This window comes from Paenibacillus sp. p3-SID1389, assembly GCF_025151705.1.
GTDB classification, from domain to species: Bacteria; Bacillota; Bacilli; order Paenibacillales; family Paenibacillaceae; genus Fontibacillus; species Fontibacillus phoenicis.
Window position 1 is genome coordinate 1 of the sequence record NZ_JALXVO010000004.1, and the last position, 25,350, is coordinate 25,350.

The 25,350-nt window shown below is 52.9% G+C and carries 23 protein-coding genes; 21 read left to right on the top strand and 2 right to left on the bottom strand.

Annotation, left to right across the window (positions count from 1 at the left end; all coding sequences use genetic code 11):
* The 8 genes from M3G15_RS02685 to M3G15_RS02720 form a co-directional block, all read left to right on the top strand.
* Positions 1-316, top strand: a 316-nt coding sequence (locus M3G15_RS02685) for a hypothetical protein (protein WP_260069995.1), incomplete at its 5' end; no start/stop codon positions are given.
* 867 nt (positions 317-1,183) lie between these two features.
* Complete coding sequence (locus M3G15_RS02690) at positions 1,184-1,678, top strand: phosphatidylglycerophosphatase A family protein (RefSeq protein ID WP_009226741.1); 495 nt, start codon at positions 1,184-1,186, stop codon at positions 1,676-1,678.
* 250 nt (positions 1,679-1,928) lie between these two features.
* Entirely contained in the window at positions 1,929-2,117 is a 189-nt protein-coding gene (locus tag M3G15_RS02695) for a hypothetical protein (protein ID WP_009226742.1), read from the top strand.
* A 123-nt stretch (positions 2,118-2,240) separates the two neighbouring features.
* Positions 2,241-3,134, top strand: coding sequence for an acetyl-CoA carboxylase, carboxyltransferase subunit beta (accD, locus tag M3G15_RS02700; protein WP_009226743.1), 894 nt, complete (start codon positions 2,241-2,243; stop codon positions 3,132-3,134).
* The gene (locus tag M3G15_RS02705) at positions 3,135-4,235 is read left to right on the top strand and encodes an acetyl-CoA carboxylase carboxyltransferase subunit alpha (protein ID WP_009226744.1); all 1,101 of its coding nucleotides are present in this window, start codon (positions 3,135-3,137) and stop codon (positions 4,233-4,235) included.
* A gap of 247 nt (positions 4,236-4,482) precedes the next feature.
* Entirely contained in the window at positions 4,483-5,904 is a 1,422-nt protein-coding gene (pyk, locus tag M3G15_RS02710) for a pyruvate kinase (RefSeq protein ID WP_009226745.1), read from the top strand.
* Between the two features lie 136 nt (positions 5,905-6,040).
* A complete protein-coding gene (locus M3G15_RS02715) occupies positions 6,041-6,460 on the top strand; it encodes an acyl-CoA thioesterase (protein WP_009226746.1) in 420 nt (139 codons plus the stop codon).
* A gap of 66 nt (positions 6,461-6,526) precedes the next feature.
* On the top strand, positions 6,527-6,919 hold the full coding sequence (locus M3G15_RS02720) for an FxsA family protein (RefSeq protein ID WP_009226747.1): 393 nt from the start codon (positions 6,527-6,529) through the stop codon (positions 6,917-6,919).
* 93 nt (positions 6,920-7,012) lie between these two features.
* Here M3G15_RS02720 and ytvI read toward each other — a convergent pair whose 3' ends face one another.
* Positions 7,013-8,131, bottom strand: a complete 1,119-nt coding sequence (ytvI, locus tag M3G15_RS02725) for a sporulation integral membrane protein YtvI (RefSeq protein ID WP_009226748.1) — start codon at positions 8,129-8,131, stop codon at positions 7,013-7,015.
* 352 nt (positions 8,132-8,483) lie between these two features.
* On the opposite strand from ytvI, the gene citZ reads away from it, so the two are divergent.
* The 3 genes from citZ (at position 8,484) to M3G15_RS02740 (ending at position 11,584) form a co-directional block, all read left to right on the top strand.
* The gene (citZ, locus tag M3G15_RS02730) at positions 8,484-9,596 is read left to right on the top strand and encodes a citrate synthase (RefSeq protein ID WP_009226749.1); all 1,113 of its coding nucleotides are present in this window, start codon (positions 8,484-8,486) and stop codon (positions 9,594-9,596) included.
* Positions 9,597-9,683: 87 nt separating this feature from the next.
* On the top strand, positions 9,684-10,979 hold the full coding sequence (gene icd, locus M3G15_RS02735) for an NADP-dependent isocitrate dehydrogenase (RefSeq protein ID WP_260069996.1): 1,296 nt from the start codon (positions 9,684-9,686) through the stop codon (positions 10,977-10,979).
* A 179-nt stretch (positions 10,980-11,158) separates the two neighbouring features.
* Positions 11,159-11,584, top strand: a complete 426-nt coding sequence (locus tag M3G15_RS02740; protein WP_009226751.1) for a hypothetical protein — start codon at positions 11,159-11,161, stop codon at positions 11,582-11,584.
* 81 nt (positions 11,585-11,665) lie between these two features.
* Here the strand turns inward: M3G15_RS02740 and M3G15_RS02745 are convergent, their stop codons facing one another.
* On the bottom strand, positions 11,666-12,019 hold the full coding sequence (locus M3G15_RS02745; protein WP_009226752.1) for a helix-turn-helix domain-containing protein: 354 nt from the start codon (positions 12,017-12,019) through the stop codon (positions 11,666-11,668).
* Between the two features lie 164 nt (positions 12,020-12,183).
* Between M3G15_RS02745 and M3G15_RS02750 the strand changes: the two genes are divergently transcribed.
* The 10 genes from M3G15_RS02750 to mutM all read left to right on the top strand — a co-directional run bounded on the left by M3G15_RS02750 (position 12,184) and on the right by mutM (position 25,317).
* The gene (locus M3G15_RS02750; RefSeq protein WP_260069997.1) at positions 12,184-13,074 is read left to right on the top strand and encodes a glycosyltransferase family 2 protein; all 891 of its coding nucleotides are present in this window, start codon (positions 12,184-12,186) and stop codon (positions 13,072-13,074) included.
* A gap of 98 nt (positions 13,075-13,172) precedes the next feature.
* Positions 13,173-14,042, top strand: coding sequence for an SDR family oxidoreductase (locus tag M3G15_RS02755; protein ID WP_260069998.1), 870 nt, complete (start codon positions 13,173-13,175; stop codon positions 14,040-14,042).
* A 304-nt stretch (positions 14,043-14,346) separates the two neighbouring features.
* On the top strand, positions 14,347-15,900 hold the full coding sequence (locus M3G15_RS02760; protein WP_009226755.1) for a fumarate hydratase: 1,554 nt from the start codon (positions 14,347-14,349) through the stop codon (positions 15,898-15,900).
* 2 nt (positions 15,901-15,902) lie between these two features.
* Entirely contained in the window at positions 15,903-17,699 is a 1,797-nt protein-coding gene (pnpS, locus tag M3G15_RS02765; protein WP_036646475.1) for a two-component system histidine kinase PnpS, read from the top strand.
* 147 nt (positions 17,700-17,846) lie between these two features.
* Positions 17,847-18,572, top strand: coding sequence for a response regulator transcription factor (locus tag M3G15_RS02770; protein WP_260069999.1), 726 nt, complete (start codon positions 17,847-17,849; stop codon positions 18,570-18,572).
* A 116-nt stretch (positions 18,573-18,688) separates the two neighbouring features.
* A complete protein-coding gene (locus tag M3G15_RS02775; protein ID WP_260070000.1) occupies positions 18,689-19,915 on the top strand; it encodes a methyl-accepting chemotaxis protein in 1,227 nt (408 codons plus the stop codon).
* A gap of 238 nt (positions 19,916-20,153) precedes the next feature.
* Complete coding sequence (gene pstB, locus M3G15_RS02780; protein WP_009226759.1) at positions 20,154-20,909, top strand: phosphate ABC transporter ATP-binding protein PstB; 756 nt, start codon at positions 20,154-20,156, stop codon at positions 20,907-20,909.
* 18 nt (positions 20,910-20,927) lie between these two features.
* Positions 20,928-21,587, top strand: a complete 660-nt coding sequence (gene phoU / locus M3G15_RS02785; RefSeq protein ID WP_009226760.1) for a phosphate signaling complex protein PhoU — start codon at positions 20,928-20,930, stop codon at positions 21,585-21,587.
* A 156-nt stretch (positions 21,588-21,743) separates the two neighbouring features.
* Positions 21,744-24,404: a DNA polymerase I gene (polA, locus tag M3G15_RS02790; protein ID WP_009226761.1), complete on the top strand. Its 2,661-nt coding sequence runs from the start codon at positions 21,744-21,746 to the stop codon at positions 24,402-24,404.
* A gap of 40 nt (positions 24,405-24,444) precedes the next feature.
* Positions 24,445-25,317, top strand: a complete 873-nt coding sequence (gene mutM / locus M3G15_RS02795) for a DNA-formamidopyrimidine glycosylase (RefSeq protein ID WP_260070001.1) — start codon at positions 24,445-24,447, stop codon at positions 25,315-25,317.
* The last annotated feature ends 33 nt before the right edge of the window (positions 25,318-25,350 follow it).

The window sequence follows — 25,350 nt, forward strand, 5'->3', positions numbered from 1 at the left end:
AGGCGCCGCTGCGCGGCCGACCGCCCCGGCCGCGGCGGCGGGGGCCGCGCCCGCGTCGGGCGCGCGGCGCGAGCGGGAGAAGACGCCGGCGCAGCGCGTCTTCATCAAGATCACGGCCGCGGCGGAGAACGCGCGCCTGCTGGAGCGGCTCAAGTTGCTGCTGGAGCGGCATCCCGGCCCGATCGCGACGGTGCTGTTCTACGAAAGCACCGGTAAGCTCTTGGCCTTGAACGAGCGCTACAGCATCAAGCCTTCGCCCGCTTTGATCCGTGAAATGGAGCAGATGCTTGGCCCCGACACGGTCAAAATCAAATGACGGCGATCTGCCAATCTAGAGTCGCCATTACCCGGTTGCCAAAACCCGGTTCTGCACATGTGTGCAGTGCCGGGTTTTTAATTTGCCGGACCCCCACATCAGTTGCAACGGACTCCAGCGACGTTATTCCAGCATTTACGAGAAGACAGGCAAAATAACGGACCTGAGAGACCTTATTTCTTCTCATAGCGCCTGGAATCTCCTGTTTAGAGTTAAATAACGACCGTGGAGTCCGTTACATCGGGAAATGTGCGGGAAATGGGCAAATAGCGTCGCTGAGGTCCGTTAGCGCCGGTAAGCTTCGTCTTGGCGAGGAGCGGTTGGTGGGCGACGGGAGAAAGGGACATGCCATTAGCGCTTGGTGAGCAGATCCGCAGCAAGGGACAAGTTTTAACGAACATTTTCGGAGGGTGGTGCATACACTTAGGAACACGAATGACCAAGAATCGATCATGAAATGAATTCCGGCATCGTCAACAAGCGGGGGCTCCACAACTGGCCACAACGGTCCACATCGATTGGAATCAGTAAATGAGCAGGTACCGCTGCTCAAGAGGTGCGTCGGCTATTTGACGTTGACATTTGAGTAACGCTCGCACTTGATTGACATTGGCACCTGATTAACGCCAGCATTTGTATGGTGCTAGCACCTTTCTGACGCCAGCACATGTCTGATGTCAGCAACTATCGGACATCAGCAACTAGCAACTATCTTGCAACAGCACCTGCTTGACATCAACAACTGGAAGTTACGTTCACAACGCGTAGACAATCGACAGATGGACAGCACCCCGCAGCGTGACTACAACCCCATCGCGACAAATACCGGCAGCGGCGGTTGCGCCGGGATCAAGGGAGGAAGATACGATGACATATGAATTGGCGAAAGCGCAGCTGCTGCGCCGCGGAGTGAAGCTGGAGGATATCGCTCAAATTGTGCATTCGCTGCAAACGGCGTATCATGCCGATCTGACGCTGGACCAATGCTTGGAGAGCGTCAAAGCCGTGCTGCAGAAGAGAGAGGTTCAATATACCCTGTTTACGGGAATCGCCCTCGATGAGCTGGCCGAACAGAAGCGGCTTCCAGAGCCGCTGCAGGCAATCCTGGAGGCCGACGAACCGCTCTATGGCGTGGATGAGACGATGGCGCTCGGCATAACGAGCGTGTTTGGGATGATTGGCCTGACGAGCTTCGGCTATTTGGACAAGGTCAAACCGGAGATCATTGGGAAGCTGAACAATCGCGGCGAACGGATTCACGTCTTTCTCGACGATTTAGTCGCCGGTCTCGCTGCCGCGGCTTCCGCCCGGATCGCCCATAAGCATGAACAGGCCGCTACGTACCCATCCAGTCCCTCTTAAACGAACTAGAGCAGCTTGCCTTTGGACGAGATGCCTCCCTAATCCAACGCCCTTAACCCATTTCCTCTGATAACAGCTTACAGAGAAATGCCCCCTGTAACTTTGATCCTAGCGCCGGGCTCTGCGGCAAATCCGTGCCGCGAGCCGCTTTCGGCGCGGGTTTCCTTTTGTTGCGGGATTTTTGAAAATTATGTTATCATTACTCTATTATACGGGCTCAAAGATTAGGTTAGGGGGCTTTGAAAAGGGCATGTGGACTGTTATGTATATTGCGCCTACCGCGAAAGTTGCGGACATGATCAAGACGAAACTCACCGAAGAAGGCTTCCTTGTCCAAACACGTCCTGTTAATTTATCCAAACAGCAATATGAGATTTTAGTACCTTCCGGGGAACTGGAAGAAGTGCAAGAAGTGTTGAATTCGATTTTGCATCCATAGCAAAGGGATTCGAGATTCCTAGTGCAGATGAGGCCTAGAAGTGCGGGTTCATATAGGGTCGTCTGGGTTTTTATAGACTTTGTGGAACTGCTACGATAAATAAACGGCTGAAGAGGTGTAGTTGTGTTCAAAGATTTGTTTCAGAAGAAGAGGAAGTACGCGACCATTCCCTCAGGACGAACCGGCAATGAAGAGGGCTCGCCGCAGGCAGATCGCCCCAAACGCGAAATTCCGGAAGGCCTGATGAATAAATGCGGCCGCTGCGGCGCGATTCAGTACAGCAAAGAACTGGAGAAGAATTTGATGGTGTGCCCTTCCTGTGGACACCATATGCGGCTGAACGCTCTGGATCGGATTCGCTATACCTTTGATGAAGGCAGCTTTACGGAGTACGATGCCGACCTGATCTCGGTCGATCCGCTGAAGTTCCCGGGGTATGCCAGCAAGCTGGAGCAGCAGGCTTTGAAATCGGGATTACGCGAAGCGGTGGTGACCGGCGAGGGGACCATCCATGGCTATCCTGCCGTGGCAGCCGTGATGAGCTTCGATTTCTTCACCGGGAGCATGGGATCGGTTGTAGGGGAGAAAATTACGCGTGCGATCGAGACGGCCATCGAAAAACGCCTGCCGATGATCATTTTCTCCACATCTGGCGGAGCGCGGATGCAAGAGAGTATCCTAAGTTTGATGCAGATGGCCAAGACGAGCGCCGCTTTGGCCCGATTAAGCGAACATGGCGGTTTATATATCTCAGTCATTACAGACCCGACGACGGGTGGTGTATCGGCTAGTTTTGCCATGCTTGGCGACATTATTGTGGCCGAGCCCGGGGCCGTGTTTGGTTTTGCCGGAAGAATCGTTATTGAGCAGACGATCCGTCAGAAGCTTCCGGACGACTTCCAGACGGCGGAATTTAACCTGCAGCATGGTCAGATCGATCTTGTCGTGCACCGCAAGGATATGAAATCGACGCTGGCGAAATTGCTAGAATTGCACGGCGTGAAGGGAGGAGTATAAATGGCAGGCGAATTGCCTTTTGAGACGCCTCTTGTGAAGCTGCGTGAGAAGATTTCCGAATTGGAGCAGTTTGGCAAAGAGAAGGGAATCGATTTTACAGAAGAAATCGCGCGCTTGGAAGAGCGTTACCGGCAGCTGGAGGAAGAGATCTACAGCAACATTTCTCCCTCCCAAAAGATGCACCTGGCCCGCCATCATCAGCGACCGACATCCCTGGATATGATCGGCCTGATCTTTGAAGATTTCATCGAACTCCACGGGGACCGGGTGTTTGGTGACGATTTGGCCGTCGTTGGCGGGCTCGCCAAGCTGGGCGGCGTACCGGTAACGGTGATCGGACAGCAGCGGGGCAAGGATACGAAGGATAATATCGCCCGCTTCTTCGGCAGCGCTCATCCGGAGGGCTTCCGCAAGGCGCTGCGACTCATGCAGCAGGCGGACAAGTTCCGGCGGCCGATCATTACGTTTATCGATACGAAGGGCGCCTATCCGGGAATTACGGCGGAGGAGCGCGGGCAATCGGAAGCGATCGCTCGGAATTTGCGCGAGATGTCGATGCTGCGGGTACCGATCATCTGCGTTGTTCTCGGAGAAGGCGGAAGCGGCGGCGCGCTCGCCCTTGGCGTAGGCAACCGCGTGCTGATGCTGGAGAATGCCATTTACTCCGTTATTTCGCCAAACGGAGCGGCCTCGATCCTTTGGAAGGATGCCTCCAAGGCGGATCAGGCGGCGGAAGCGATGAAGATCACCGCCCAAGATCTACTCGCGATGGGCGTCATTGAAGAGATTGTTCCCGAACCGCGCGGCGGCGCGCACCGGGATTACGATTCGACAGCCGCCTCGATCAAAGAGGCGTTGCTTCGTCATTTGGAAGAACTGTCCAACTTGAATCCCGATGAGCTGGTGGAGGACCGTTATCGGAAGTTCCGCAAAATCGGCGAGTTTCAGGTGGCAGGCAAGGCAGAAGAGCCGAAGGCACAGGAAACTGTGGTGCCGGAAACGGTGGCTGAGGTCGCCGGCATCCCTGAGGATGAGAAGTCTTCAGAAGCGCCAAGCGAACCGGAGGCGGCTTCGAAAGTTCAAACTGCCAAGCCAAGTTAAAGTTTCACAGCGATAACCTTACGGGGGAACCTACGGGACCTGCGGTAAGGTTATTTTCGCTGTTTTCAGGAAATACTGGAAGTTTAGATGCCGAGAATCCCTGCGCTTAGCCAAGTCGTTAGGCGCGTAATCATGGATAGTTCGTTACAATATGATAAACTTCCTATACAAATCGACAAAACTGTAGTAAATTTAGTTGTTGGAAAAGATTATATAGAGAGAACTATTTTAAACGGAGGAAACCCAAATGCGCAAAACAAAAATCGTATGTACTATCGGTCCTTCTAGTGAATCGTTAGAAAACATCAAGAAGCTGATCATGGCCGGAATGAACGTCGCTCGCTTGAACTTCTCCCACGGTGATTACGAAGAGCATGGGAACCGGATCAAGAATATTCGTCAAGCGAGTGCGGAGCTGGGGAAATCGATCGCCATACTGTTGGACACCAAAGGTCCTGAAATCCGTACCGGTAAATTGAAAGAAGAGCCTATCGAGCTGGTACAGGATGAATTCATTACCTTGACGACCGAAGAAATTCTCGGCGATAAGAACCGGATTTCCATCACATACAAAGATCTTCCTGGAGATGTGGAAGTCGGTTCGACGATTCTGATCGACGACGGTTTGATTGGTTTGACAGTCGTTGACATTCAAGGAACGGAAATCAAATGCCGCATCGTCAATGGCGGAACGATCAAGAGCAAAAAAGGCGTGAACGTACCCGGCGTAAACATTTCCCTGCCAGGCATCACTGAGAAAGACGCTAACGACATTAAGTTCGGGATCGAGCAAGGCATCGATTTTATTGCCGCTTCCTTCGTTCGTAAAGCGAGCGACGTGCTTGAAATTCGTCAACTGCTGGAGCAACACAACGCAACTCATATTCAAATCATCTCTAAAATCGAAAACCAACAAGGTGTGGACAACCTTGATGAAATCCTGGAAGTATCTGACGGCCTGATGGTTGCTCGCGGTGACCTCGGCGTGGAAATTCCTGCGGAAGATGTACCGCTCGTGCAAAAACGCATGATCGAGAAATGTAACCGTGTTGGCAAACCGGTCATCACAGCAACGCAAATGCTTGACTCCATGCAACGCAACCCAAGACCTACGCGCGCAGAAGCCAGCGACGTGGCTAACGCGATTTTTGACGGTACGGACGCAATTATGCTCTCCGGTGAAACGGCTGCCGGGAAATATCCGGTGGAATCGGTGCTAACGATGTCCCGCATCGCAGAGAAAGCAGAATCCGCTTTGGAATATCGTGAAATCTTCTTGAAGCAAAGCAATGCCCAACAAACGACCGTAACCGAAGCGATCAGCCAAGCAGTTGCCAACTCGGCGCTGGAGCTGAACGCGAAAGCGATCATTACTTCGACGGAAACCGGTTATACGGCACGGATGGTCTCCAAATATCGTCCGAAAGCACCAATTATCGCTGTGACGACGGAAGATCAAACCTTGCGCCGCCTGGCCCTGAACTGGGGCGTAACGCCGGTGAAAGGCGATATCGCCAGCACGACGGACGAAATGTTCGACAAAGCGATGAAGGGCGGCTTGGATTCCGGACTGGTGAAGGAAGGCGACCTCGTAGTCATTACTGCCGGGGTACCGCTCGGACGTTCCGGTTCCACGAATCTGGTGAAAATCGGGCAAATCCGCAAGTAGCTTAAGGTTTATATACATCGACTTCAAGTCACAAAGAAAGCAATGGGGCCCGCTGAGGGACCATTGCTTTTTTTGCCGCGGGAACGGGAACTGTACCTGCGGCAGCATCAGGCAAATCAGAAAGGAGCGGAGAATCGTGTACGTATGCGAACTGTCTATTGAGCCGAAATATTCGGAGTTTGACATGATGGGGATCATTTACCATGCCCGTTATATCGAGTGGTTCGAGCAGGGGAGGCTGCATCTGAGCCGGAATCTCGGCTTCGATTATTTCGATATGGAGCAGGCGGGGTATATCTCGCCCGTTCACGAAATGAAAGTAGAATATAAACGCGGGATCCGGTACGGGGATACCGTCCTGCTTAAGACCCGGGTCATTGAGAACAACGGGGTTAAAACGGCCTACGGATATGAGGTGTATAACGGGGAAGGCACGTTGTGCGTCGAGGGTTCTTCTTCGCATTATGTCGTTCGCCGCGAGGATTTCAAACCGGTGCAGTTCAAGAAGGTGTTCCCGGAATGGTACGCGGCGTTGGAGGAAGCCCGAAAACCGTAAAATTTTGATTATGTGACGCGGAGGCGGTAAAATACAAGTACAGGAATGTGATAAAGGAGTCCTGATATGCGTAAATGGATAGCCGCTCTCATCGTGTTGATTCCGATTGTTGAGTTTTGGGGGTATATGTACGTCGGCGAGAAGCTGGGCGTTGGGAAGACGATATTTTTGACGCTGGCGACTTCGGTCATCGGCGGGTTGATGATGCAATTTGAAGGACGTAAGGTGCTCGCGGATGCCCGAGCTCAGATGAGCGGCGGCCAACTTCCGGGACGAATGGTCCTAGATGGCTTATGCGTATTTGCCGGCGGGATTCTGCTGCTGATCCCTGGCTTCATTACCGATATCATTGGGTTTACGATGGTGTTTCCGCTGACGCGTATTCTCTATCGGATCCCGCTGATGAAATGGGTCAGCAAGAAGATCAAGGACGGAACGATTACGTATTTCCGCCGTTAACTCTGGTGGCAGGCAGCCCCTAAACAAGTCAAGAAAGGCATCTCGTCTCGGAGGGACGGGATGCCTTTTTTTTTTTCAAGCGTGAAGCTAATTCTATCTCAATCGACCATGCAAAATATAGTTCCGCAAATCCCGGACAACACCTGCACGGACGGCAGCACCCAGGATGACCAGCGTCACCGGACCGATGATCAGTCCCAATACGCCAAACAGCTTGAGCCCAACAAACATGGCGATCAGCGTGGGCAGGGGATCAAGTCCTACGCTGCTGGCCAGGACCTTTGGTTCAATGAGCTGACGGGCCAGCAGGATGACGCCGTACAAGACGGCCAGTCCAATCCCCAGCGTGTCGTGACCGGTGGCAAAGGCGTAGATGAGCCAAGGAATCATCACTGTACCGACACCGAGATAGGGCAACAGGTCGACAAGGCCGATCAGCAGGGCGTAGGTGAAGGCGGAATCGACGCCGAGGATGAGCAAGCCGATGAGAACGATAAATGCGGTGATCGAGATCATGATAAATTGCGCGCGCAGATAACCCGATAACGCCCGCTGGAGGTCGCGCCAGATGGCGCCTACGGTTTTGCGGAACGGCGCAGGGACCGAGGCGGCCAGAAATCGCATATCCCGCTCCCAATGATTGCTGATAAAAAAGGTGGCCAGCAGGATCACCCCGAGGATCACCCCTAAATTCGGGAGCGAGGAGAGCAGGTTGACGATCGTTTCCAAGACGTGATTGATAAGACGGGATACAAACGATCCGAACCTTTCAGCGGTATTGTCGATGTTTTTGTGGATCGTATTTTCATAGCCAGGGTTATCCGCAATAAACCGGTTGATTTCGGTAATGATCGACTGAATGCCTTCGCTTTGCGTCCATGAGATGAGCAGATTCCTCCACTCGGCGATCCGGTGATCAAAGGATTCGGCGAAATGAATGAGCTCTTTGACCAGCCGCGTTAAGGCCGCTGACACAATGATTCCTGCACTGCCTACATAAATGAACAATGAAAGCGTCACGGCCAGCCATTTAGGCACTTGCAAGTGTCTTTGGAACCACAGGACCAACGGATTCATCGCATAGGCGATCAGCCAGGCGATAAGAAATGGATAACCGAGCGGGAGGAGCCAGTAGATCGCCAGGACGGAGACGATGAGGACAATGCATATCCAGCTGCCGCGCAGCACGCGCTTGACGATCACGTGATCCAAGTGGCATCTCCCCTTTTTCCCAGAAACCTGTCCTAGTTCAACTCTATGATTTGTCCACCTCGAATATTCCGCAGTGCACATTTTTTGGAAGTTGTGATATAATTCATTGCACAACTGCAATCGTTTACAAAATTTCTTTATTGTTGTGATAAAATCATTTAATGTACCCGGCGGTGCTGAAGCGGTTCCCATGTTTTCGGAAATCCAGTATGATGAAGAAGTAAGCGGTGGAGCTCTATTTTTGCAATTATAGGCCTGTTATTGGTTAACTTCGAAAATTTAAAACTTTCAATTTTGAGAGTGTTTCATGGGCTTGTTTGCTCACAAAATGTTAACAAAGGAGAGATGAATCATGACAGCTACGAAAGGCCTGGAAGGCATTGTTGCGGCAACCTCTTCGATCAGCTCCATTCATGATGGCGTTCTCGCTTATCGTGGTATCAATATCGACGAATTGGCGGAACGTGCGAGTTTTGAAGAAACAGCTTATTTGTTGTGGTACGGCAAATTGCCTAATCGAGCCGAATTGGACCGCCTGCAGCAGCAATTCAGCGATTACGCCGAAGTTCCTGAAGCGGTGCTAGAACAGATGAAGCTGTATCCGCAGACTGCTAACACGATGGCAGTGCTTCGTACTGCCGTATCGGCTCTTGCTTTGTATGATGAGAACGCCAATGACAACTCCCGCGAAAGCAACCAATTAAAGGCGATTAAGCTGCAAACCCAAATACCGACCCTGATTGCCGCGTTTGCCCGGATCCGGGAAGGTAAGGAGCCTGTCGCTCCGCTGAAGAACGTATCGATCGCACACAACTTCTTGTACATGCTGACCGGCGAGGAACCGGATCCGATTGCCGTTCGCGCTTTGGATCAAGCGCTGGTGCTGCATGCCGACCACGAGTTGAACGCTTCGACGTTCTCTGCACGGGTAACGATTGCAACGCTGTCTGATATTTACTCCGGAGTGACCTCCGCGATTGGCACCTTGAAGGGACCGCTGCACGGCGGCGCCAATGAAGCGGTGATGAATATGCTGGCCGAGATCGGGACGCTCGATCAAGTAGAGCCGTATATTCAGAAGAAGCTGGCCAATAAGGAGAAAATTATGGGCTTTGGCCACCGGGTATACAAAAACGGCGATCCGCGCGCAAAACACCTGCAAAATATGTCCCGTCAGCTGAGCATTCTGAAGGGCGATACCACGTTGTACGATATGTCCGTCAAAGTGGAACAGCTGGTCACCGCGCAAAAAGGGCTGAAGCCGAACGTTGACTTCTATTCCGCTTCCGTATATACGATGCTGGGCATTCCGCGTGACCTGTTTACGCCGATTTTTGCCATCAGCCGCTTGTCCGGTTGGACAGCTCATATTCTGGAGCAGTTGGAAGATAACCGCTTGATCCGTCCTCGTGCGGAATATACCGGTGCTACCAATCAGAAATACGTTCCTATCGAATTAAGATAAACAGCAATACGGGAGCTCCAAGGAACATTGTGGTAAAATGGAGACCGTGAGATGCAGCAAACAGACTTGAAGGAGGAAAACGTAAAAATGTTGAAACTCGAAAAGTTTGATCTTCCTACTGAAGGCGAGAAAATTACGATTCAGAATGGGAAGCTCCAGGTGCCTAACAACCCGATCATTCCGTTTATTGAGGGCGACGGGACTGGCCGTGATATTTGGAGAGCTTCGAAACGCGTACTCGACGCCGCCGTGGAGAAAGCCTACGGCGGTGAGAAGAAAATCGCGTGGTATGAAGTGTTCGCCGGCGAAAAGGCCTTCAATACATACGGGGAGTGGCTGCCAGCGGATACGCTGACGGCGATCCGTGAATATATTGTGGCCATTAAAGGACCGTTGACTACGCCAATCGGCGGCGGCATCCGCTCGCTGAACGTGGCGCTCCGTCAGGAGCTGGACTTGTACGTCTGCCTTCGTCCGGTCCGTTATTTCCAAGGCGTGCCTTCTCCGGTGAAGCATCCTGAGCTCGTGGACATGGTGATTTTCCGCGAGAACACGGAGGATATCTATGCCGGCATCGAGTATAAAGAAGGCTCCGAGGAAGTTAAGAAAGTGCTGGCCTTCCTGCAAAACGAAATGGGCGTGAAGAAAATCCGCTTCCCGGAAACGTCCGGTATCGGTATCAAGCCGGTTTCGGAAGAAGGGTCGAAGCGTCTTGTTCGCGCAGCGGTTGAATATGCGATCAAGCATGGCCGTAAGAGCGTTACGCTGGTGCATAAAGGCAACATCATGAAGTTTACGGAAGGCGCGTTTAAGAATTGGGGTTATGAAGTGGCGGAAGCCGAATTCGGCGATAAAGTGTTTACTTGGGCCGAATACGACCGGATTAAGGAACAGTCCGGTGTGGATGCAGCGAACCAAGCGCAGAAAGCGGCAGAAGCCGAAGGCAAAATCATCGTGAAAGATGCAATTGCCGATATTGCGCTTCAACAAGTATTGACGCGGCCGACGGATTTTGACGTCATCGCTACGTTGAACCTGAATGGCGACTACTTGTCCGACGCCTTGGCAGCGCAAGTAGGCGGCATCGGTATCGCGCCAGGCGCTAACATCAACTACGTCACCGGACATGCGATCTTCGAAGCAACGCATGGTACAGCTCCGAAGTATGCGGATCTCGACGTGGTGAACCCGGGCTCTGTGATTCTGTCGGGCGTCATGATGCTGGAGCATCTGGGCTGGCAAGAAGCGGCGGATCTGATCTATAAAGGCTTGGAAATTTCGATTAATAACAAAACGGTGACCTACGACTTTGCCCGCTTGATGGACGGAGCAACGGAAGTGAAATGCTCCGAGTTTGCTGATCATGTCATCAAAAACATGTAATCGTTCATTTTAAGCTTTAGCAGGGCAATCTCCGTTGATGTAGACCCTCCCTAGCGTTTGGTAGGGAGGGCTTTTTTTGCCTTGTCCTTCAGCGATTTCTTTGGTTTCCATCCTTTGTTTCCATCCATAAATAAAATAGATTATAATAAATGTAATTGACACGAAAGGACGGTTAGGTCATGTACCAAGTCATGTTATTCCTACATATTGTCGGCGCATTGGCGCTTGGCTTCTATCTGGTTCTGCCGTTTGTGCTCGGCCGAATCGGCAAATTGTCGCTGGCGGCTCAGGAAGGGACGGTATCGGCAGTGATCTCCCTGAACCGGTACGCGCAAATCGGGCTGATCATCCAATTGTTGACGGGCGGTTATTTGATTGGACAAGGCACTTACTCCGTCGCGTGGATGATTGTGATCGTCATCTTGTACCTGGCGATCGGCGCGTTTAGCGGAATTATGGCCAAGCCGCTGCGCTTGGCGCTGGAAGGAATTCGTAAGAATCAAACCGTGACGGCGGAGGAAGGGAAGCTGCGTACATTAAGCGCTCTGCTCTCCGTGACGGTATTGCTTATTTCGTTCTTTATGGTGTTCAGCACCATTATTTAATCGAAAAGTTCAAAGACCTGCCGGTAGATTTACCGGTAGGTCTTTTTGCTGAACGCTGCTTTAAGCCGCGTTGGCGCTTGGTTAGGAAGGACTTTGATTCGCTTTTTTTAACTCGTCCAAATGGGTGAACATTAATTTTAAAATATCGAGCGCCAGTTGTTTCTCTTTCGTAGAACGGTTCATGACGATCTGTTGGATCTGATCCAAGAAATGGTCGTCACTGATCTCAATCGAATCGTGGAGCAAATAATCAACGGTAACGCCCAATTGATTCGCCAATTTCACCAGCGTTTCCAGGGACAAACTGCGTTCTCCCCGTTCGATTTGTCCTATGTATGCGTCCGAAACTTCAATGCGTTCGGCGAGTTTTTCCTGGGTCAAGTGCATTTTATGCCGTTCTTGACGCAGCCTTTTCCCCAATGCCTCGTAATCCATATTACCCCTCCTGTATTTACCTTAAGTTAGAACCTGATGGAAAGATAATAAACTACAGGTTTTGTTTGTATTTACTGCAAGTACGAATTGGGTTATTATGGAATTACAGGATTTTTTAAATTATATCCTATTATTTATTCTAACTAAATATAAGGAGATCATGTATGTCTTCCTCATCAACTTCAGTTTCAATTATTATCGCTGTCAAGAATAACGGAATCGATTTGTACACGACGATGGAATCTTTGAAAGTGTCGCATACGACCTTGCCTTATGAAGTGATTATCGTTGATGAAGGTTCGATTGACGGGTGCTGTGATTTTTTGATGAATTACCGGTTCGATCGGCCGATTCAACGGATCAAGGGAGAGCCCGGAACATCGGCGCGCAATCTCGGCGCAGCGCATGCGAGAGGGGATTACCTGATCTTCAGTGGCTCTCATTTATATTATGATGACGGATGGATGGAGCGGCTGCTGGAGCCGCTGATGCAGGGACAAGCCGATGCCGTGTCACCTGCGTTTGAGAAGAGTGAACGCTCTACTGCCCCGGCCGGTAAGGACGTCGGAGGGATGATTGGCTTGTTGCGCCGCTACCCGATCCAGAGTGCAGGTCAGAATCTGGACATCCCGTGGTTGTCCTGGGAATGCTTTGCGGTCCGGCATGATACGTTTCGGGAGATGGAGGGGATGGTGGACGGCTTTTTCGGCAAAGATGTGGAGACGGCTGAATTTTCCTTGAGGCTTTGGCTGCAGGGTGGAACCTGTCGCATCGTCCCGGATGTGACGTTAATGCAGGTGTTCCGTCAGAATTTCCCCTATGACAATAGCCGGGAAATGTGGGGTGTGGATCTAATGACCCTTGCTTATTTACATTTTGGGGATGAACTGATCTCGGTTTGCCGGGAACAGGTGAGTCAAGCGTTTGGCGGAGAGCTGCTGGAAGCGGACCAGCTCAGCCAACGGGCTTTGGCTCGGAAGGAGAAATTTGCCTCCCTGCGGAAGCGCGATGCAGAGTGGTTGTTTAAGCGATTCGGGATCCATTGGAAATCGTAGACGGATAAGCTGGGGCTGTCAGGCTATCCTAAGAGGTGAGTGAGTGGACAGGTACGTTCGTACCTATTTCACCAATTACCGTAAAGGAGGATGCAGCAATGGCAGGTAACGGACAAGCGAAGCAAACCTTGCCGCCTCAGCATCAAAATCATCAGCCCGGCGTCGAAGCCGAGATGCACCCGCGCCCGGTTTATGAGGGGAATTACAAGGCTGCCGGCAAGCTGACGGACAAAGTAGCGCTGATCACCGGAGGCGACAGCGGCATTGGCCGGGCTGTGGCCGTAGCTTACGCCAAAGAGGGGGCCGATGTGGCCATCGTATACTTAAATGAGCACGAGGACGCGAACGTGACTCGGCAGGAAGTCGAACAGGAAGGGCGCAGATGCCTGTTGATCGCCGGTGACATCGGCGACGAAGCGTTTGCCGAGAAGGCTGTACAACAGACGGTACAGGAGCTCGGGCGCTTGGACATCCTGGTGAACAATGCTGCTGAGCAGCATCCGCAGCCGGACATTACAGCCATTACGTCGGCGCAGCTGGAGAAGACATTCCGGACGAACATCTTCTCCATGTTTTATTTGACCAAGGCAGCGATGCCGCATTTACGCAAGGGCAGCTCGATTATTAATACCGCATCGGTAACGGCTTATAAAGGCAACCCGCAGCTCATTGACTATTCCGCCACCAAAGGGGCGATTGTCAGCTTCACGCGGGCGTTATCGATGAACGTCGTTGGGAGCAAAGGCATCCGGGTGAATGCCGTTGCCCCTGGACCGATTTGGACGCCTCTCATCCCGTCTACCTTTGATGAGAAGCAGGTATCCGAGTTCGGAGGAACAACGCCGATGCAACGTCCCGGTCAACCGGAGGAGCTGGCTCCGGCTTACGTATTCTTGGCTTCGGACGACTCCTCGTATATGAGCGGCCAGGTGTTGCATATCAACGGCGGTGAGATTGTAAACGGCTAGCCTTCGGGCTGAGATTCTGAGATTGGATCAACCCATGCAATCGAACCCTCAAGAGATTCGGCACAGTACCGAACAAGCTTGAGGGTTCTTTCCGTATTTTTCGCCGATTCAGCCTTTCAAAGGAATTCTTCAGTGATAATTCTCACTCATTTCGGAGCTGATTTTGGACAGAAATCGTCAACCGAAACGAGTTCTTATGTTATTATTAATCTGAAGAATGCGATAGGTTAACGACACCATGTGATGAAGGATATTACGCGCCAAAGGGTCAAACAAGATGGCAGGGAGAGGGGAATCTTGGATCATGCACCAGTTTGAAGAAAGCGTATACGAATTGATTGTGGAAGCTTCAACGAAATTGCCGGGCGACGTTCGGCGTGCAGTGAATCGGGGCCGTGCCTTGGAAAACCGGGCGACACGGGCCGGTTTGGCCATGTCGACCATCGCGCAGAACATTCGGATGGCGGAGGAGCAGGTTTCACCGATCTGCCAGGATACCGGGATGCTCACGTTTATGATACACACGCCGGTAGGGGCGAATCAAATTGAAATGAAAAAGGCGATTCACGCCGCGGTGAAGCGCGCCACGGAAGAAGGCAAGCTGCGTTCCAATTCGGTAGATTCGCTCACAGGAGCGAACAGCGGAGACAATTTAGGCCCAGGGACGCCAGTCATTCATTTCGAGCAATGGGAGCAGGACTCGATCGACATCCGGCTGATCTTAAAAGGCGGCGGGTGCGAAAATAAAAATATCCAGTACAGCCTTCCAACCGAGCTGGAGGGGCTGGGCCGTGCCGGACGGGACCTCGACGGCATCCGTAAATGTATCCTGCATGCCGTGTACCAAGCGCAGGGGCAAGGCTGCAGCGCAGGATTTCTTGGCGTGGGCATCGGCGGCGACCGTACGACGGGATACGAGCTGGCTAAACAGCAACTGTTCCGCCCGCTGGATGACGTGAACCCAAATCCGGATTTGGACCGACTTGAAAAATATATTATGGAAACCGCCAACCAGTTGGGTATCGGAACGATGGGCTTTGGCGGGGAAGTCACTCTCTTAGGCTGCAAAATCGGGGCGATTAACCGGCTTCCGGCAAGTTTCTTTGTCTCCGTTGCTTATAACTGCTGGGCGTTCCGCCGTCAGGGCGTGGAGATCGATCCGGCAACCGGGGCGATCCGTGAATGGCTTTATGAACGCGGCAGCGAGGTGCCGGTGGACGGCGAGCTTGAATCGGTTGCAACAGGAGCAGCTGCCGAAGGGACTCCAGCGCCAGCCAGCAGAGAAGTTGTGCTGCAAACCCCAGTGACGGAAGAGCAAATCCGCAGCCTGCGGGTGGGCGATGTGGTGATCATCAACGGGGAAATGCACACTGGACGGGATGCTCTGCACAAATATTTAATGGATCACGACGCCCCGTTGGATTTGAACGGTGCGGTCATTTACCACTGCGGACCGGTCATGCTGAAAGACGAGGAAGGTTGGCACGTGAAGGCGGCCGGACCAACAACCAGCATCCGCGAAGAACCGTATCAAGGGGATATCATGAAGAAATTTGGCATCCGCGCCGTGATCGGCAAGGGCGGCATGGGGCCGAAGACGCTAGCTGCCTTGAAAGAGCATGGCGGCGTGTATTTGAATGCGATTGGCGGGGCAGCGCAGTACTATGCGGAATGTATCAAGAAAGTCAACGGCGTTGATTTCTTGGAATTTGGCGTTCCGGAAGCGATGTGGCATCTCGAGGTCGAAGGTTTTGCGGCGATCGTAACGATGGATTCGCACGGGGACAGCCTGCATGAAGGCGTGGAGAAAGATTCGTTGGCGAAGCTCGCCGCATTTAAGGATCCGGTGTTTAAATAAACATGAAAACCTTTCGCTCGCGCCTAACCCTCATCCTGATGATTTTGCTGGGCATCTCCATGCTGGCTGCCGGCCTGGCGATGGCCCAGATGTTTAAGAATATGCATATTCGGGCGTTGGAGGACAATATGGCCCGGGAAATTAACTTGCTGGAAGCTACCGTGGATTTCGTTTCCGCCCAAGGGAATCCCGAGGCCCAGGCCTACTACGAACGTCAAGCGAAGCAATTCGAGGAGCTGACCGGTTCCCGAGTCACGTTCATTACCCTGGACGGGAACGTTGTTGGCGATTCGGAATCCAATCCTGAGCATATGGATAACCATGCCCATCGTCAGGAGATTGAATCTGCAGCGGGCGGGAACGTCGGGAGTGCGATCCGGTACAGCGAAACGATCGGCGAAAATATGCTGTACGTCGCCCAGCGCGTGACCGCCGGCGAATTTGACGGCTATATCCGTCTTTCGATGAGTTTGGCTGACGTGGAGGAGGGGCTAGCCCAAGCCTGGATGTGGCTGTTTGGCGCGTTGCTTGTTCTATTCCTCATCGCGGGGCTGGTGAGTTACCGGGTGGCGGCGGGGTTAACGAAGCCGCTGGAACAAATTACTCGCGTAGCCCACCGTATCTCTCGATTTGATTACGACGCGAGAGTCAAGCTGGCCCGTAAGGACGAAATCGGTCAACTGGGCATGGCAATAAACGGAATGGCGGACAGCTTGCAGCAGCAGCTCAAGCGGATCCGGGATAACGAGGATTTGATGCAAAGCGTCCTCGCAAATATGACCGGCGGTATTCTTATGGTAGATGCCACCGAGCATATCGCCTTGATTAACCGGAAAGCGGAACGCATCCTCCATACCAAGGGCGAGCTGGTGTTAGGCAAACCGTATCAGGAGCTCAAGCGAAATTACGAATTCGTTAAATTTATGGAGGAAGGCATCGCCCGGAAAGAAGCGGTACAGGAAGAACGCAACGTCTACGATCCCGAGGAGAAAATATTGCATTTCGACGGGGTGCCGATGTTTGAGGATAACGGCAACTATCGCGGCATGTTGTTCCTGGTGCAGGATGTCACCGAAATCCGCAAGCTGGAACGGATGCGCAGCGAATTCGTGGCCAACGTATCCCACGAATTAAAGACGCCCATTGCCGCGGTCAAAGGCTTTGCCGAAACGCTGCTCGCCGGCGGGGTGAAGGACGAGGAGACCACCCGTTCCTTCCTGCAGATCATCTATGATGAAGGCGACCGGTTGAACCGGCTGATTGGCGACCTGCTTGAGCTGTCCAAAATCGAATCGAAGCGGGTGCCGCTGGAGTACGCGCCCGTGCAGTTAAGCGAGCTGTTTGACAGTCTTTATGAAGTGCTTCTCCCGGCTGCGGAGAAGAAGTCGATCTCGATGTCGCATGACGTGCCCGAGCATTTATTTATCGAAGCGGACGAGGATCGGCTGCGGCAAATCTTTATGAATTTGCTGTCCAATGCGATCAGCTATTCCTTGGAAGGCGGGAAAGTGCGCGTTTCCGCAAGCATCATAGGCGAAGGCGGGGACGAGGAGAAGGTGCGTATTCTCGTTAGCGATACGGGTATCGGCATCCCTAAAAAGGATCTACCGCGAATTTTTGAACGGTTCTATCGGGTAGATAAAGCCAGATCCCGCAGCTCAGGTGGGACAGGACTTGGCCTGTCCATCGTCAAGCACCTCGTGGATCTGCACCGCGGCACGATCCGCGTGGAGAGCAAGGTTGGCGAAGGAACAACGTTTATTCTGGAACTGCCCCTGATGCATTCCCTGGATGATTAGGATCGGTCCGGGGATCATAAAAATAAAATGTAAACCGTTTTTTGTTTAACTTTACACTACGTTAACATTGCCGTGATATGCTGGGCTTGTCATTAAAGTGATATTGGTTCAGAGATGAACTTGTACCGCAAACAAATGGAGGGTACTATGACTCAACGTCTATTGGTTATCGAAGATGAACCGACGTTATCCCGGCTTTTGTCTTACAACCTGACGAACGAAGGCTATGAAGTTATCGTAGAGGATCACGGGCAAATCGGTTATGAAACCGCACTGCGGCAGGATTTTGATTTGATCTTGCTGGATTTGATGTTGCCGGGCATGAGCGGTTTTGAGATCATGTCGAAGCTGCGCAGCGAGGGTGTGAAGACGCCGGTGATTATCCTGACCGCCAAAAATGCGGAGGAAGAGGTCGTCCAGGGCTTGAAATCCGGTGCTGACGATTATATCACGAAGCCGTTTGGCGTTGCGGAGCTGTTGGCTCGTGTTGCCGCCGTTCTCCGCCGTTCCACCGGCAAGGAAGAACGCGAGAAGCCGGCTGAGCAGGATAATTCACAAATCGTGCTGGGCGCCTTGACGATTTACCCCGAGAAATACGAGGTCACGTTAAACGGGGAACCAATCACGCTGAGACCTAAGGAGTTTGAGGTGCTGCTGTACTTGGCTCGCAAGCCCGGCGTGGTGATGACCCGAGACGATCTGATGAACGCCGTGTGGGGATTTGACTATATCGGAGGACAGCGGACGGTGGATGTGCACGTCAGTTCGCTGCGCAAGAAGCTTGAGCTGGATCCGCAGTCCGTGCATATCGATTCCATTCGCGGTGTTGGCTATAAACTGGTTGTGAATAAGAAGCAAGCGTCCATCATGTAACTTTTATGGTGGACGTTCTTTTTTACATAGGGCTAACATCCTGGGAACATAAGCTTAACATTATCCCTCTATGATTAGATCGAACGCAGCGTTTACATATGGGGGAGTGAAGCAGGTTGGGAAAACAGGCCATAGCACTGCTGGAAAGCTCGACAGATCAAGAGACAGGGAGCGGGACAGCAAGCAGCGAAGTAGGCGAGATTCACCGTGCGGCGTTGGTGAGGCAAGAGGATCGCTCGAATGGAGGGCGGGCAGGTGCAGGAAGTAGGGGGCTAACAACGGTTGAAGCCCGTTCCTTCTGTCGCAAGGTTCCGGTTATTGGCCCGGAGGTTCCCTGTCGCCAGGTGATGGGGGAGTTTCAAAGGCAGCCTGAGCTTCCGTGCATCGTGATTTGTGATGAGGATCACAAACCGTTGGGGCTGCTGATGCGGGATCGGTTTTTCCGCCACTTGGCGGGGCGGTTTGCCGCTGATCTATTTTATGAAGTCGCATCGTTTCAGTTTGCCGAGCAGCAACCTTTGATTTGCGAAGGTGATACGCCTGCTGGTGAACTGCTGGATCTGGCGTTGGGAAGGGAGGGAACCTCCTTCTACGATGGTCTGATCTTAACCGATCAAGGGAAATATTACGGAATCCTGACGATTCAGGATCTGATGCAGATGTCCCGGGAGCTGCAGCGGGAGGCGGATGAAGCGAGGCAGGAGGCGGTGCGTGACAGCCGCGACCGGGTCGTAGAGATCGAGCAGTCGATTGCAGCGGTGGCGGAATCGGCAAAACGAAGCTTGCAGGAGACCGAGCGGATGAATGATTTATCGTTGGAGGGGCGGCAAGAGCTGGAGGCCGTGAAGGCGTCGTTTACCCGCGTGCTCGAGATGGCCCGTTCCCAAGAGAAGCAAATGGCCAAGCTGCTGGAGCAGATGCAGCAGATCTCATCGGTTGCGGATCATATCCGCAGTCTCGCGGACCAAAGCGGCATGCTGGCGATGAACGCCTCAATCGAAGCGGCACATGCCGGCGAGCACGGGCGCGGGTTTGCGGTCGTCGCCTCCGAGGTTCGTAAGCTTGCACTGCAGACCAAGCGATTCTCGGAGGAAATTGGCGACACGTTAGGGGTGGTGAATCACTTGATTCAGCAAACGGCAGCCACCGTCTCCTCAACAGCGGAGGAGATGGCGGAAAGCCACGAACGGGTCGGTAACGCGGACGGGACGTTCCAAGCGCTGGTGGAGTCCGCCCGGGCGGCAGAGCAGCGCAGCCAGGAGATGTTCCGCTCATCGGAAACGGCGGCCGAGCGAACGAGAACCGTGCTCTGGGAGTTACAACATTTAACATCACTTTCGTAAAATTTTACACCACGTTTACAATGTAGCTCATGTGCTTTTACATAAGTGCGATAGAATACAATTGTTTGACATGAGACAATTCGCGAATATGCGTATACTAGCTAAATCGATGTAGAATTGGCACGGGCTCGCGGGAAGGCGGGTACCGTGCTTCAAGCTTGCTTGGCATTCCCCGGCCCGTAACGGCTTAGAGGCTGCGGCCGGTGGCTTAGACGTATTTTGGTGAAGGAGAACTGCAATGAAACCTATCATCCGGATTCAAAAATTAAACTTATATTATGACCGATTCCATGCGTTGAAAGACGTTTCTCTGGATATTCCGGAAAAAGCAATTACCGCTTTCATCGGCCCCTCCGGCTGCGGCAAATCGACGCTTCTCCGCACATTGAACCGGATGAACGATATGATTCCGGGCACGCGGATCGAAGGGGTTGTCCAAATTGCCGACACCGACATTTACGGCGACGATGTTGAAGTGGAGGCTTTGCGCAAACGGGTGGGGATGGTGTTTCAGCAGCCGAATCCTTTTCCGAAATCGATTTATGACAATGTGGCTTATGGCCCGCGGTTACACGGCATCAAGAATAAAGCGGAGCTGGACGAGATCGTGGAACGAAGCCTTCGCCAGGCCGTGTTGTGGGACGAGGTGAAGGATTTCCTGAATCGGTCGGCCCTGAGCCTGTCCGGCGGACAGCAGCAGCGGCTTTGCATCGCCCGGGCGATCGCTGTGCAGCCGGATATTTTGCTAATGGATGAAGCCACTTCAGCGCTGGACCCGATCTCTACCCTCAAAATTGAAGAGCTGGTGCAGCAATTAAAAGATAGCTATACGATCGTTATGGTCACCCATAACATGCATCAGGCGGCGCGCATCTCGGGTAAGACGGTCTTTTTCCTGAACGGAGAAATTGTGGAGGCGGACGATACGCAGAAGCTCTTCTCCACGCCGCAGGATCCACGCACTGAAGATTACATTTCCGGTCGTTTCGGATAACAAGGAGGCTGCAGCAAGATGATTCAAAGAAAGGAATTTGATCAGAATCTGGAGGATTTACGGCAGCTGCTGAGAAAAATGGGCGAGCATGTGGAGGATGCCTTGACGGGGGCGATCAGCGCCCTGCAGGCTTTGGACTCGGCCAAAGCGAAAACCATCATTGAACGCGATGTCGAGCTGAACCGGATGGAAGAGCAAGTGATGGACCTCGGCTCGCGCCTGATCGTGACTCAGCAGCCGGTGGCCAAGGACCTGCGGCGGATTATCGTGGCGTTTAAAATTTCCAGCGATTTGGAGCGGATGGGAGACTTGGCGATCGATATCGCGAAGGTCACCCTGCGGCTGGAAGGCCAGCAGTTAATCAAGCCGCTCATCGATATCCCGAAGATGTCCGAGCTAGTCATACTGATGGTGCGGGAATCGCTGCAATCGTATTTGGATGAGAATACCGATCTGGCTTACAAAATGGCCAAGGATGACGACGAGGTAGATCACCTGTACAGCCAGATGATTCAAGAGTTGTACGGGTTTATGATCGAAAACCCGGAATCCCTCCAGCAGGCGATGCTGCTGACGCTGGTGGGCCGATACATCGAGCGAATCGCCGACCATGCAACCAATATCGGGGAAAGCGCCGTTTACCTGGTGACCGGGCATCGTCCTGACCTGAACCAATAACTTTGAAATGAAGTTTTTCGTGCGTCCAACCGGTCGCAGCTGGCGAAATTACGCAGGCTGCGACCGGTTTTTCTTTTCCAAGGACGGCTTTGGTGTTATCGGGATGGCCCCTGTGTTATCATAAGATAAGGTAGAATACTGTGGACGAGGTGTCGTATGGAAAAATTGATTCTTATAGATGGGAACAGCATCATTTACCGGGCATTTTTTGCGATGCCGCCGCTCACGAACTCCAGCGGGTTGCATACGAATGCCGTTTACGGTTTCACCAATATGCTGCTGCGCCTGATCCAAGAGGAGCGCCCTACCCATATGCTGGTTGCCTTTGATGCGGGCAAAGTGACGTTCCGGCATGAAGGCTATCAGGAGTATAAAGGAGGACGCGACAAAACGCCGCCGGAGCTGTCCGAGCAATTTCCGCTGATGCGCGAGCTGCTGGAGAGCTTTGGTATCGCCTGGTTTGAACTGTCCGGGTACGAAGCGGACGACATTATCGGCACCTTGAGCAAACGGGCGGAAGAGGCCGGTCATGAAGTGCTGGTCGTGACCGGCGATAAGGATATGCTGCAGGTCGTCAGCGATCGGGTTAAAGTGGCGCTAACGCGCAAGGGTGTCAGTGAAGTCGAGCCTTACGGCCCGCAGCAAATTGAAGAGAAATATGGGCTGAAGCCGCTGCAAATCATCGATTTGAAGGGCCTGATGGGCGATACGTCCGACAATATTCCGGGAGTGCCGGGAATCGGAGAGAAGACAGCCCTGAAATTGTTGCATCAATACGGTTCCGTTGAGGAAGTGTTGGCCCATACCGACGAATTGAAGGGCAAAATGAAGGAGAATCTGGTGAACCACGCAGAGGACGCCCGCATGAGCAAGCAGCTGGCAACCATCTTCCGAGAGGTTCCTATTGAACGCTCCTGGGAGGAGATGAAGTTTGACGGCATTCCGGAGGAAACCGCGGTCCCGATGCTGCGCAAGCTGGAGTTTAAGTCGCTGCTGGAGCGGATGTCCTTTGCCGGCGGCGAGAATGCAACCGGCGAAGCGGCTCGCGCGGAGCAGGTTGACATCCAGGTGACCACGGTGGACTTGGACAACCTTAAGGAGCTTACGGCCGATTTGCCAAACATCGAAGGAATCATCGTGGAGTCCCACGGGGAGAACCCGCATCAGGCCGAAATGATGGGCATGGTGCTGTCTACGGCCAGCCGCCACTACTTCCTGTCGTTTGACGTGCTGCAATCGGAGGCTGCGGCGGAAGTGCGCGCTTGGCTGGCGGACGAGCAGGTGCCGAAGCGCGGGTATGATCTGCACCGGGCGGATTTGGTGCTGTTCTGGCATGGCGTTGCTTTTGCCGGAGCCGAGCACGACGTGCAACTGGCGGCCTATTTGCTTGATCCGACGGAGAGCGACCAGACGATCAGCGGGCTGGCCGCGAAATACCAGCTGCCGCAGGTTCCCGGAGACGATGAAGTTTATGGCAAAGGCGCGAAATTCAAAGTGCCGGAGCCGGATGTATTGAGCCGTCATCTGGCTCGCAAGGCGGATGCTTTGCTGCGGATCCTGCCTTTGCAGCGTGAGGATTTGGCGAAATACGAGATGGAGAAGTTATTTTATGAGTTGGAAATGCCGTTATCTCGGATTTTGGCCGACATGGAGAAGCAAGGCGTTGCCGTCAACAAGGAAGCCTTGAAAGAGCTGGGCGTGGAATTTGAAGCCCAAATCAATAAACTGGTTGCGCGTATTTATGAGATCGCCGGCCAGGAGTTTAATATCAATTCCACGAAGCAGTTAGGGGAAATTCTGTTTGATAAGCTGGGCCTGCCGGTCATCAAGAAGACGAAAACCGGCTACTCCACAGATGCGGAAGTGCTGGAGAAGCTGGCGCCTTACCATGAGATTGTGCAGTTTATTTTGGAATACCGCCAGCTGGCCAAGCTGCAATCGACCTATGTCGAGGGGCTGCTGAAGGAGATTTCGCCGAAAACGGGCAAAGTGCATACGTATTTCCGGCAGACGATTGCCGCCACCGGACGCTTGAGCAGCCAGTATCCGAACCTGCAGAATATCCCGATCCGGCTGGAGGAAGGCCGCAAAATCCGCAAGGTGTTTGTGCCGTCCGAGGAAGGCTGGTTTATTCTGTCCGCGGATTACTCGCAAATCGAGCTTCGGGTGTTAGCGCATATTTCCGGGGATCCAGGGCTGCAGGAAGCGTTCCTGCACGATATGGACATCCACACGAAGACGGCCATGGACGTGTTTGGCGTAGGACCGGATCAGGTGGACGCCAATATGCGACGTTCCGCGAAGGCGGTCAACTTTGGCATCGTCTATGGGATCAGCGATTACGGCCTGTCCCAGAACCTGAACATCACGCGGAAGGAGGCTGCTCGCTTTATTGAGCAATATTTTAATGCCTTCCAAGGGGTTCGGCGTTACATGGATGAGATCGTGAAGGCAGCTAAGCGTGACGGATATGTTAAGACGCTGCTGGAGCGCCGCCGTTATCTGCCCGAGATCAACGCCTCGAATTTCAACCTGCGTTCCTTCGCGGAACGGACGGCGATGAATACGCCAATTCAGGGGACAGCGGCGGATATCATCAAGCTGGCTATGGTGCGCATGGATGAGGAACTGCATAAGCACGGATTAAAGAGCCGCATGCTGCTTCAGGTGCATGACGAATTGGTGTTTGAGGTGCCGCCGGAGGAGCTGGAGTTCATGAGCAAGCTGGTTCCGGAGACGATGGGGAAAGCGTTGGAGCTCTCTGTACCGCTGAAAGCCGAAGTATCCAGCGGATTAAATTGGTACGAAGCGAAGTAAGCTCTGCGCATGACAACAACTTAGATCGAGGTGAGAGGATATGCCGGAATTGCCGGAGGTGGAAACGGTCCGACGGACCTTAACCCAATTGATCGTGGGCAAGACGATCCAAAGTGTTCATGTGTTTCTGCCGCGCATCATCCAACGGCCGGATGATATCCGACGGTTTGAAGCCGAACTTGCCGGCCATACCATCTTAGAGATTGGCCGCCGCGGAAAATTTTTGCGGATTATCATGGATGGGCTGGTGCTCGTCTCCCATTTGCGGATGGAAGGGCGTTACGGGCTGTATCAGCCCGGAGAAGAGGTGGAGAAGCATACCCATGTCATTTTCCGGTTTACGGACGGGACGGAACTCCGCTACAAGGATGTACGCCAGTTTGGTACGATGCATCTGTTTGCTCCTGGGGAGGAGTTTACGAACAAGCCGCTGGTGAAGCTGGGATTGGAGCCGCTGGAGGAGTCGTTTACCCTTCAAGCATTCCAGGACAAAATTTCCCGGCGAACCACGAAAATCAAGCCAGCCTTGCTGAACCAGGAATACATCGTTGGCTTGGGGAATATATATGTAGATGAAGCATTGTTTCGGGCAGGCATCCACCCGGAATATCCGGCGGACAAGCTGACCAAGAGGCAGCTGGAGCAGCTTCATGCCGCCATCGTTGAGACGTTAACCGAAGCGGTAGAAGCTGGTGGCTCCTCCATCAAATCGTACGTGAACGGGCAAGGGGAAATGGGGATGTTTCAACATTCCTTGCGGATGTACGGCCGCCAAGGTGAGCCTTGTCTGAACTGCGGACAGCCGGTGATGAAGACCGTTGTAGGGGGGCGGGGCACGCATTTTTGCCCGAATTGTCAGCCGCCTTATCGGACAAGCGGGTCTGCACGCGCCAAGCAACGGCTAACGAGATAGAACGAGGCTCCAAGTTATGAGTGTGAGGTGGAT

Coding starts and splice junctions, on each gene's coding strand:
- M3G15_RS02690 (WP_009226741.1), top strand. CDS start 1,184: ATGACATATGAATTGGCGAAAGCGCAGCTGCTGCGCCGCGGAGTGAAG.
- M3G15_RS02695 (WP_009226742.1), top strand. CDS start 1,929: ATGTGGACTGTTATGTATATTGCGCCTACCGCGAAAGTTGCGGACATG.
- M3G15_RS02705 (WP_009226744.1), top strand. CDS start 3,135: ATGGCAGGCGAATTGCCTTTTGAGACGCCTCTTGTGAAGCTGCGTGAG.
- pyk (WP_009226745.1), top strand. CDS start 4,483: ATGCGCAAAACAAAAATCGTATGTACTATCGGTCCTTCTAGTGAATCG.
- M3G15_RS02720 (WP_009226747.1), top strand. CDS start 6,527: ATGCGTAAATGGATAGCCGCTCTCATCGTGTTGATTCCGATTGTTGAG.
- citZ (WP_009226749.1), top strand. CDS start 8,484: ATGACAGCTACGAAAGGCCTGGAAGGCATTGTTGCGGCAACCTCTTCG.
- icd (WP_260069996.1), top strand. CDS start 9,684: ATGTTGAAACTCGAAAAGTTTGATCTTCCTACTGAAGGCGAGAAAATT.
- M3G15_RS02740 (WP_009226751.1), top strand. CDS start 11,159: ATGTACCAAGTCATGTTATTCCTACATATTGTCGGCGCATTGGCGCTT.
- M3G15_RS02745 (WP_009226752.1), bottom strand. CDS start 12,019: ATGGATTACGAGGCATTGGGGAAAAGGCTGCGTCAAGAACGGCATAAA.
- M3G15_RS02750 (WP_260069997.1), top strand. CDS start 12,184: ATGTCTTCCTCATCAACTTCAGTTTCAATTATTATCGCTGTCAAGAAT.
- M3G15_RS02755 (WP_260069998.1), top strand. CDS start 13,173: ATGGCAGGTAACGGACAAGCGAAGCAAACCTTGCCGCCTCAGCATCAA.
- M3G15_RS02760 (WP_009226755.1), top strand. CDS start 14,347: ATGCACCAGTTTGAAGAAAGCGTATACGAATTGATTGTGGAAGCTTCA.
- pnpS (WP_036646475.1), top strand. CDS start 15,903: ATGAAAACCTTTCGCTCGCGCCTAACCCTCATCCTGATGATTTTGCTG.
- M3G15_RS02770 (WP_260069999.1), top strand. CDS start 17,847: ATGACTCAACGTCTATTGGTTATCGAAGATGAACCGACGTTATCCCGG.
- pstB (WP_009226759.1), top strand. CDS start 20,154: ATGAAACCTATCATCCGGATTCAAAAATTAAACTTATATTATGACCGA.
- phoU (WP_009226760.1), top strand. CDS start 20,928: ATGATTCAAAGAAAGGAATTTGATCAGAATCTGGAGGATTTACGGCAG.
- polA (WP_009226761.1), top strand. CDS start 21,744: ATGGAAAAATTGATTCTTATAGATGGGAACAGCATCATTTACCGGGCA.
- mutM (WP_260070001.1), top strand. CDS start 24,445: ATGCCGGAATTGCCGGAGGTGGAAACGGTCCGACGGACCTTAACCCAA.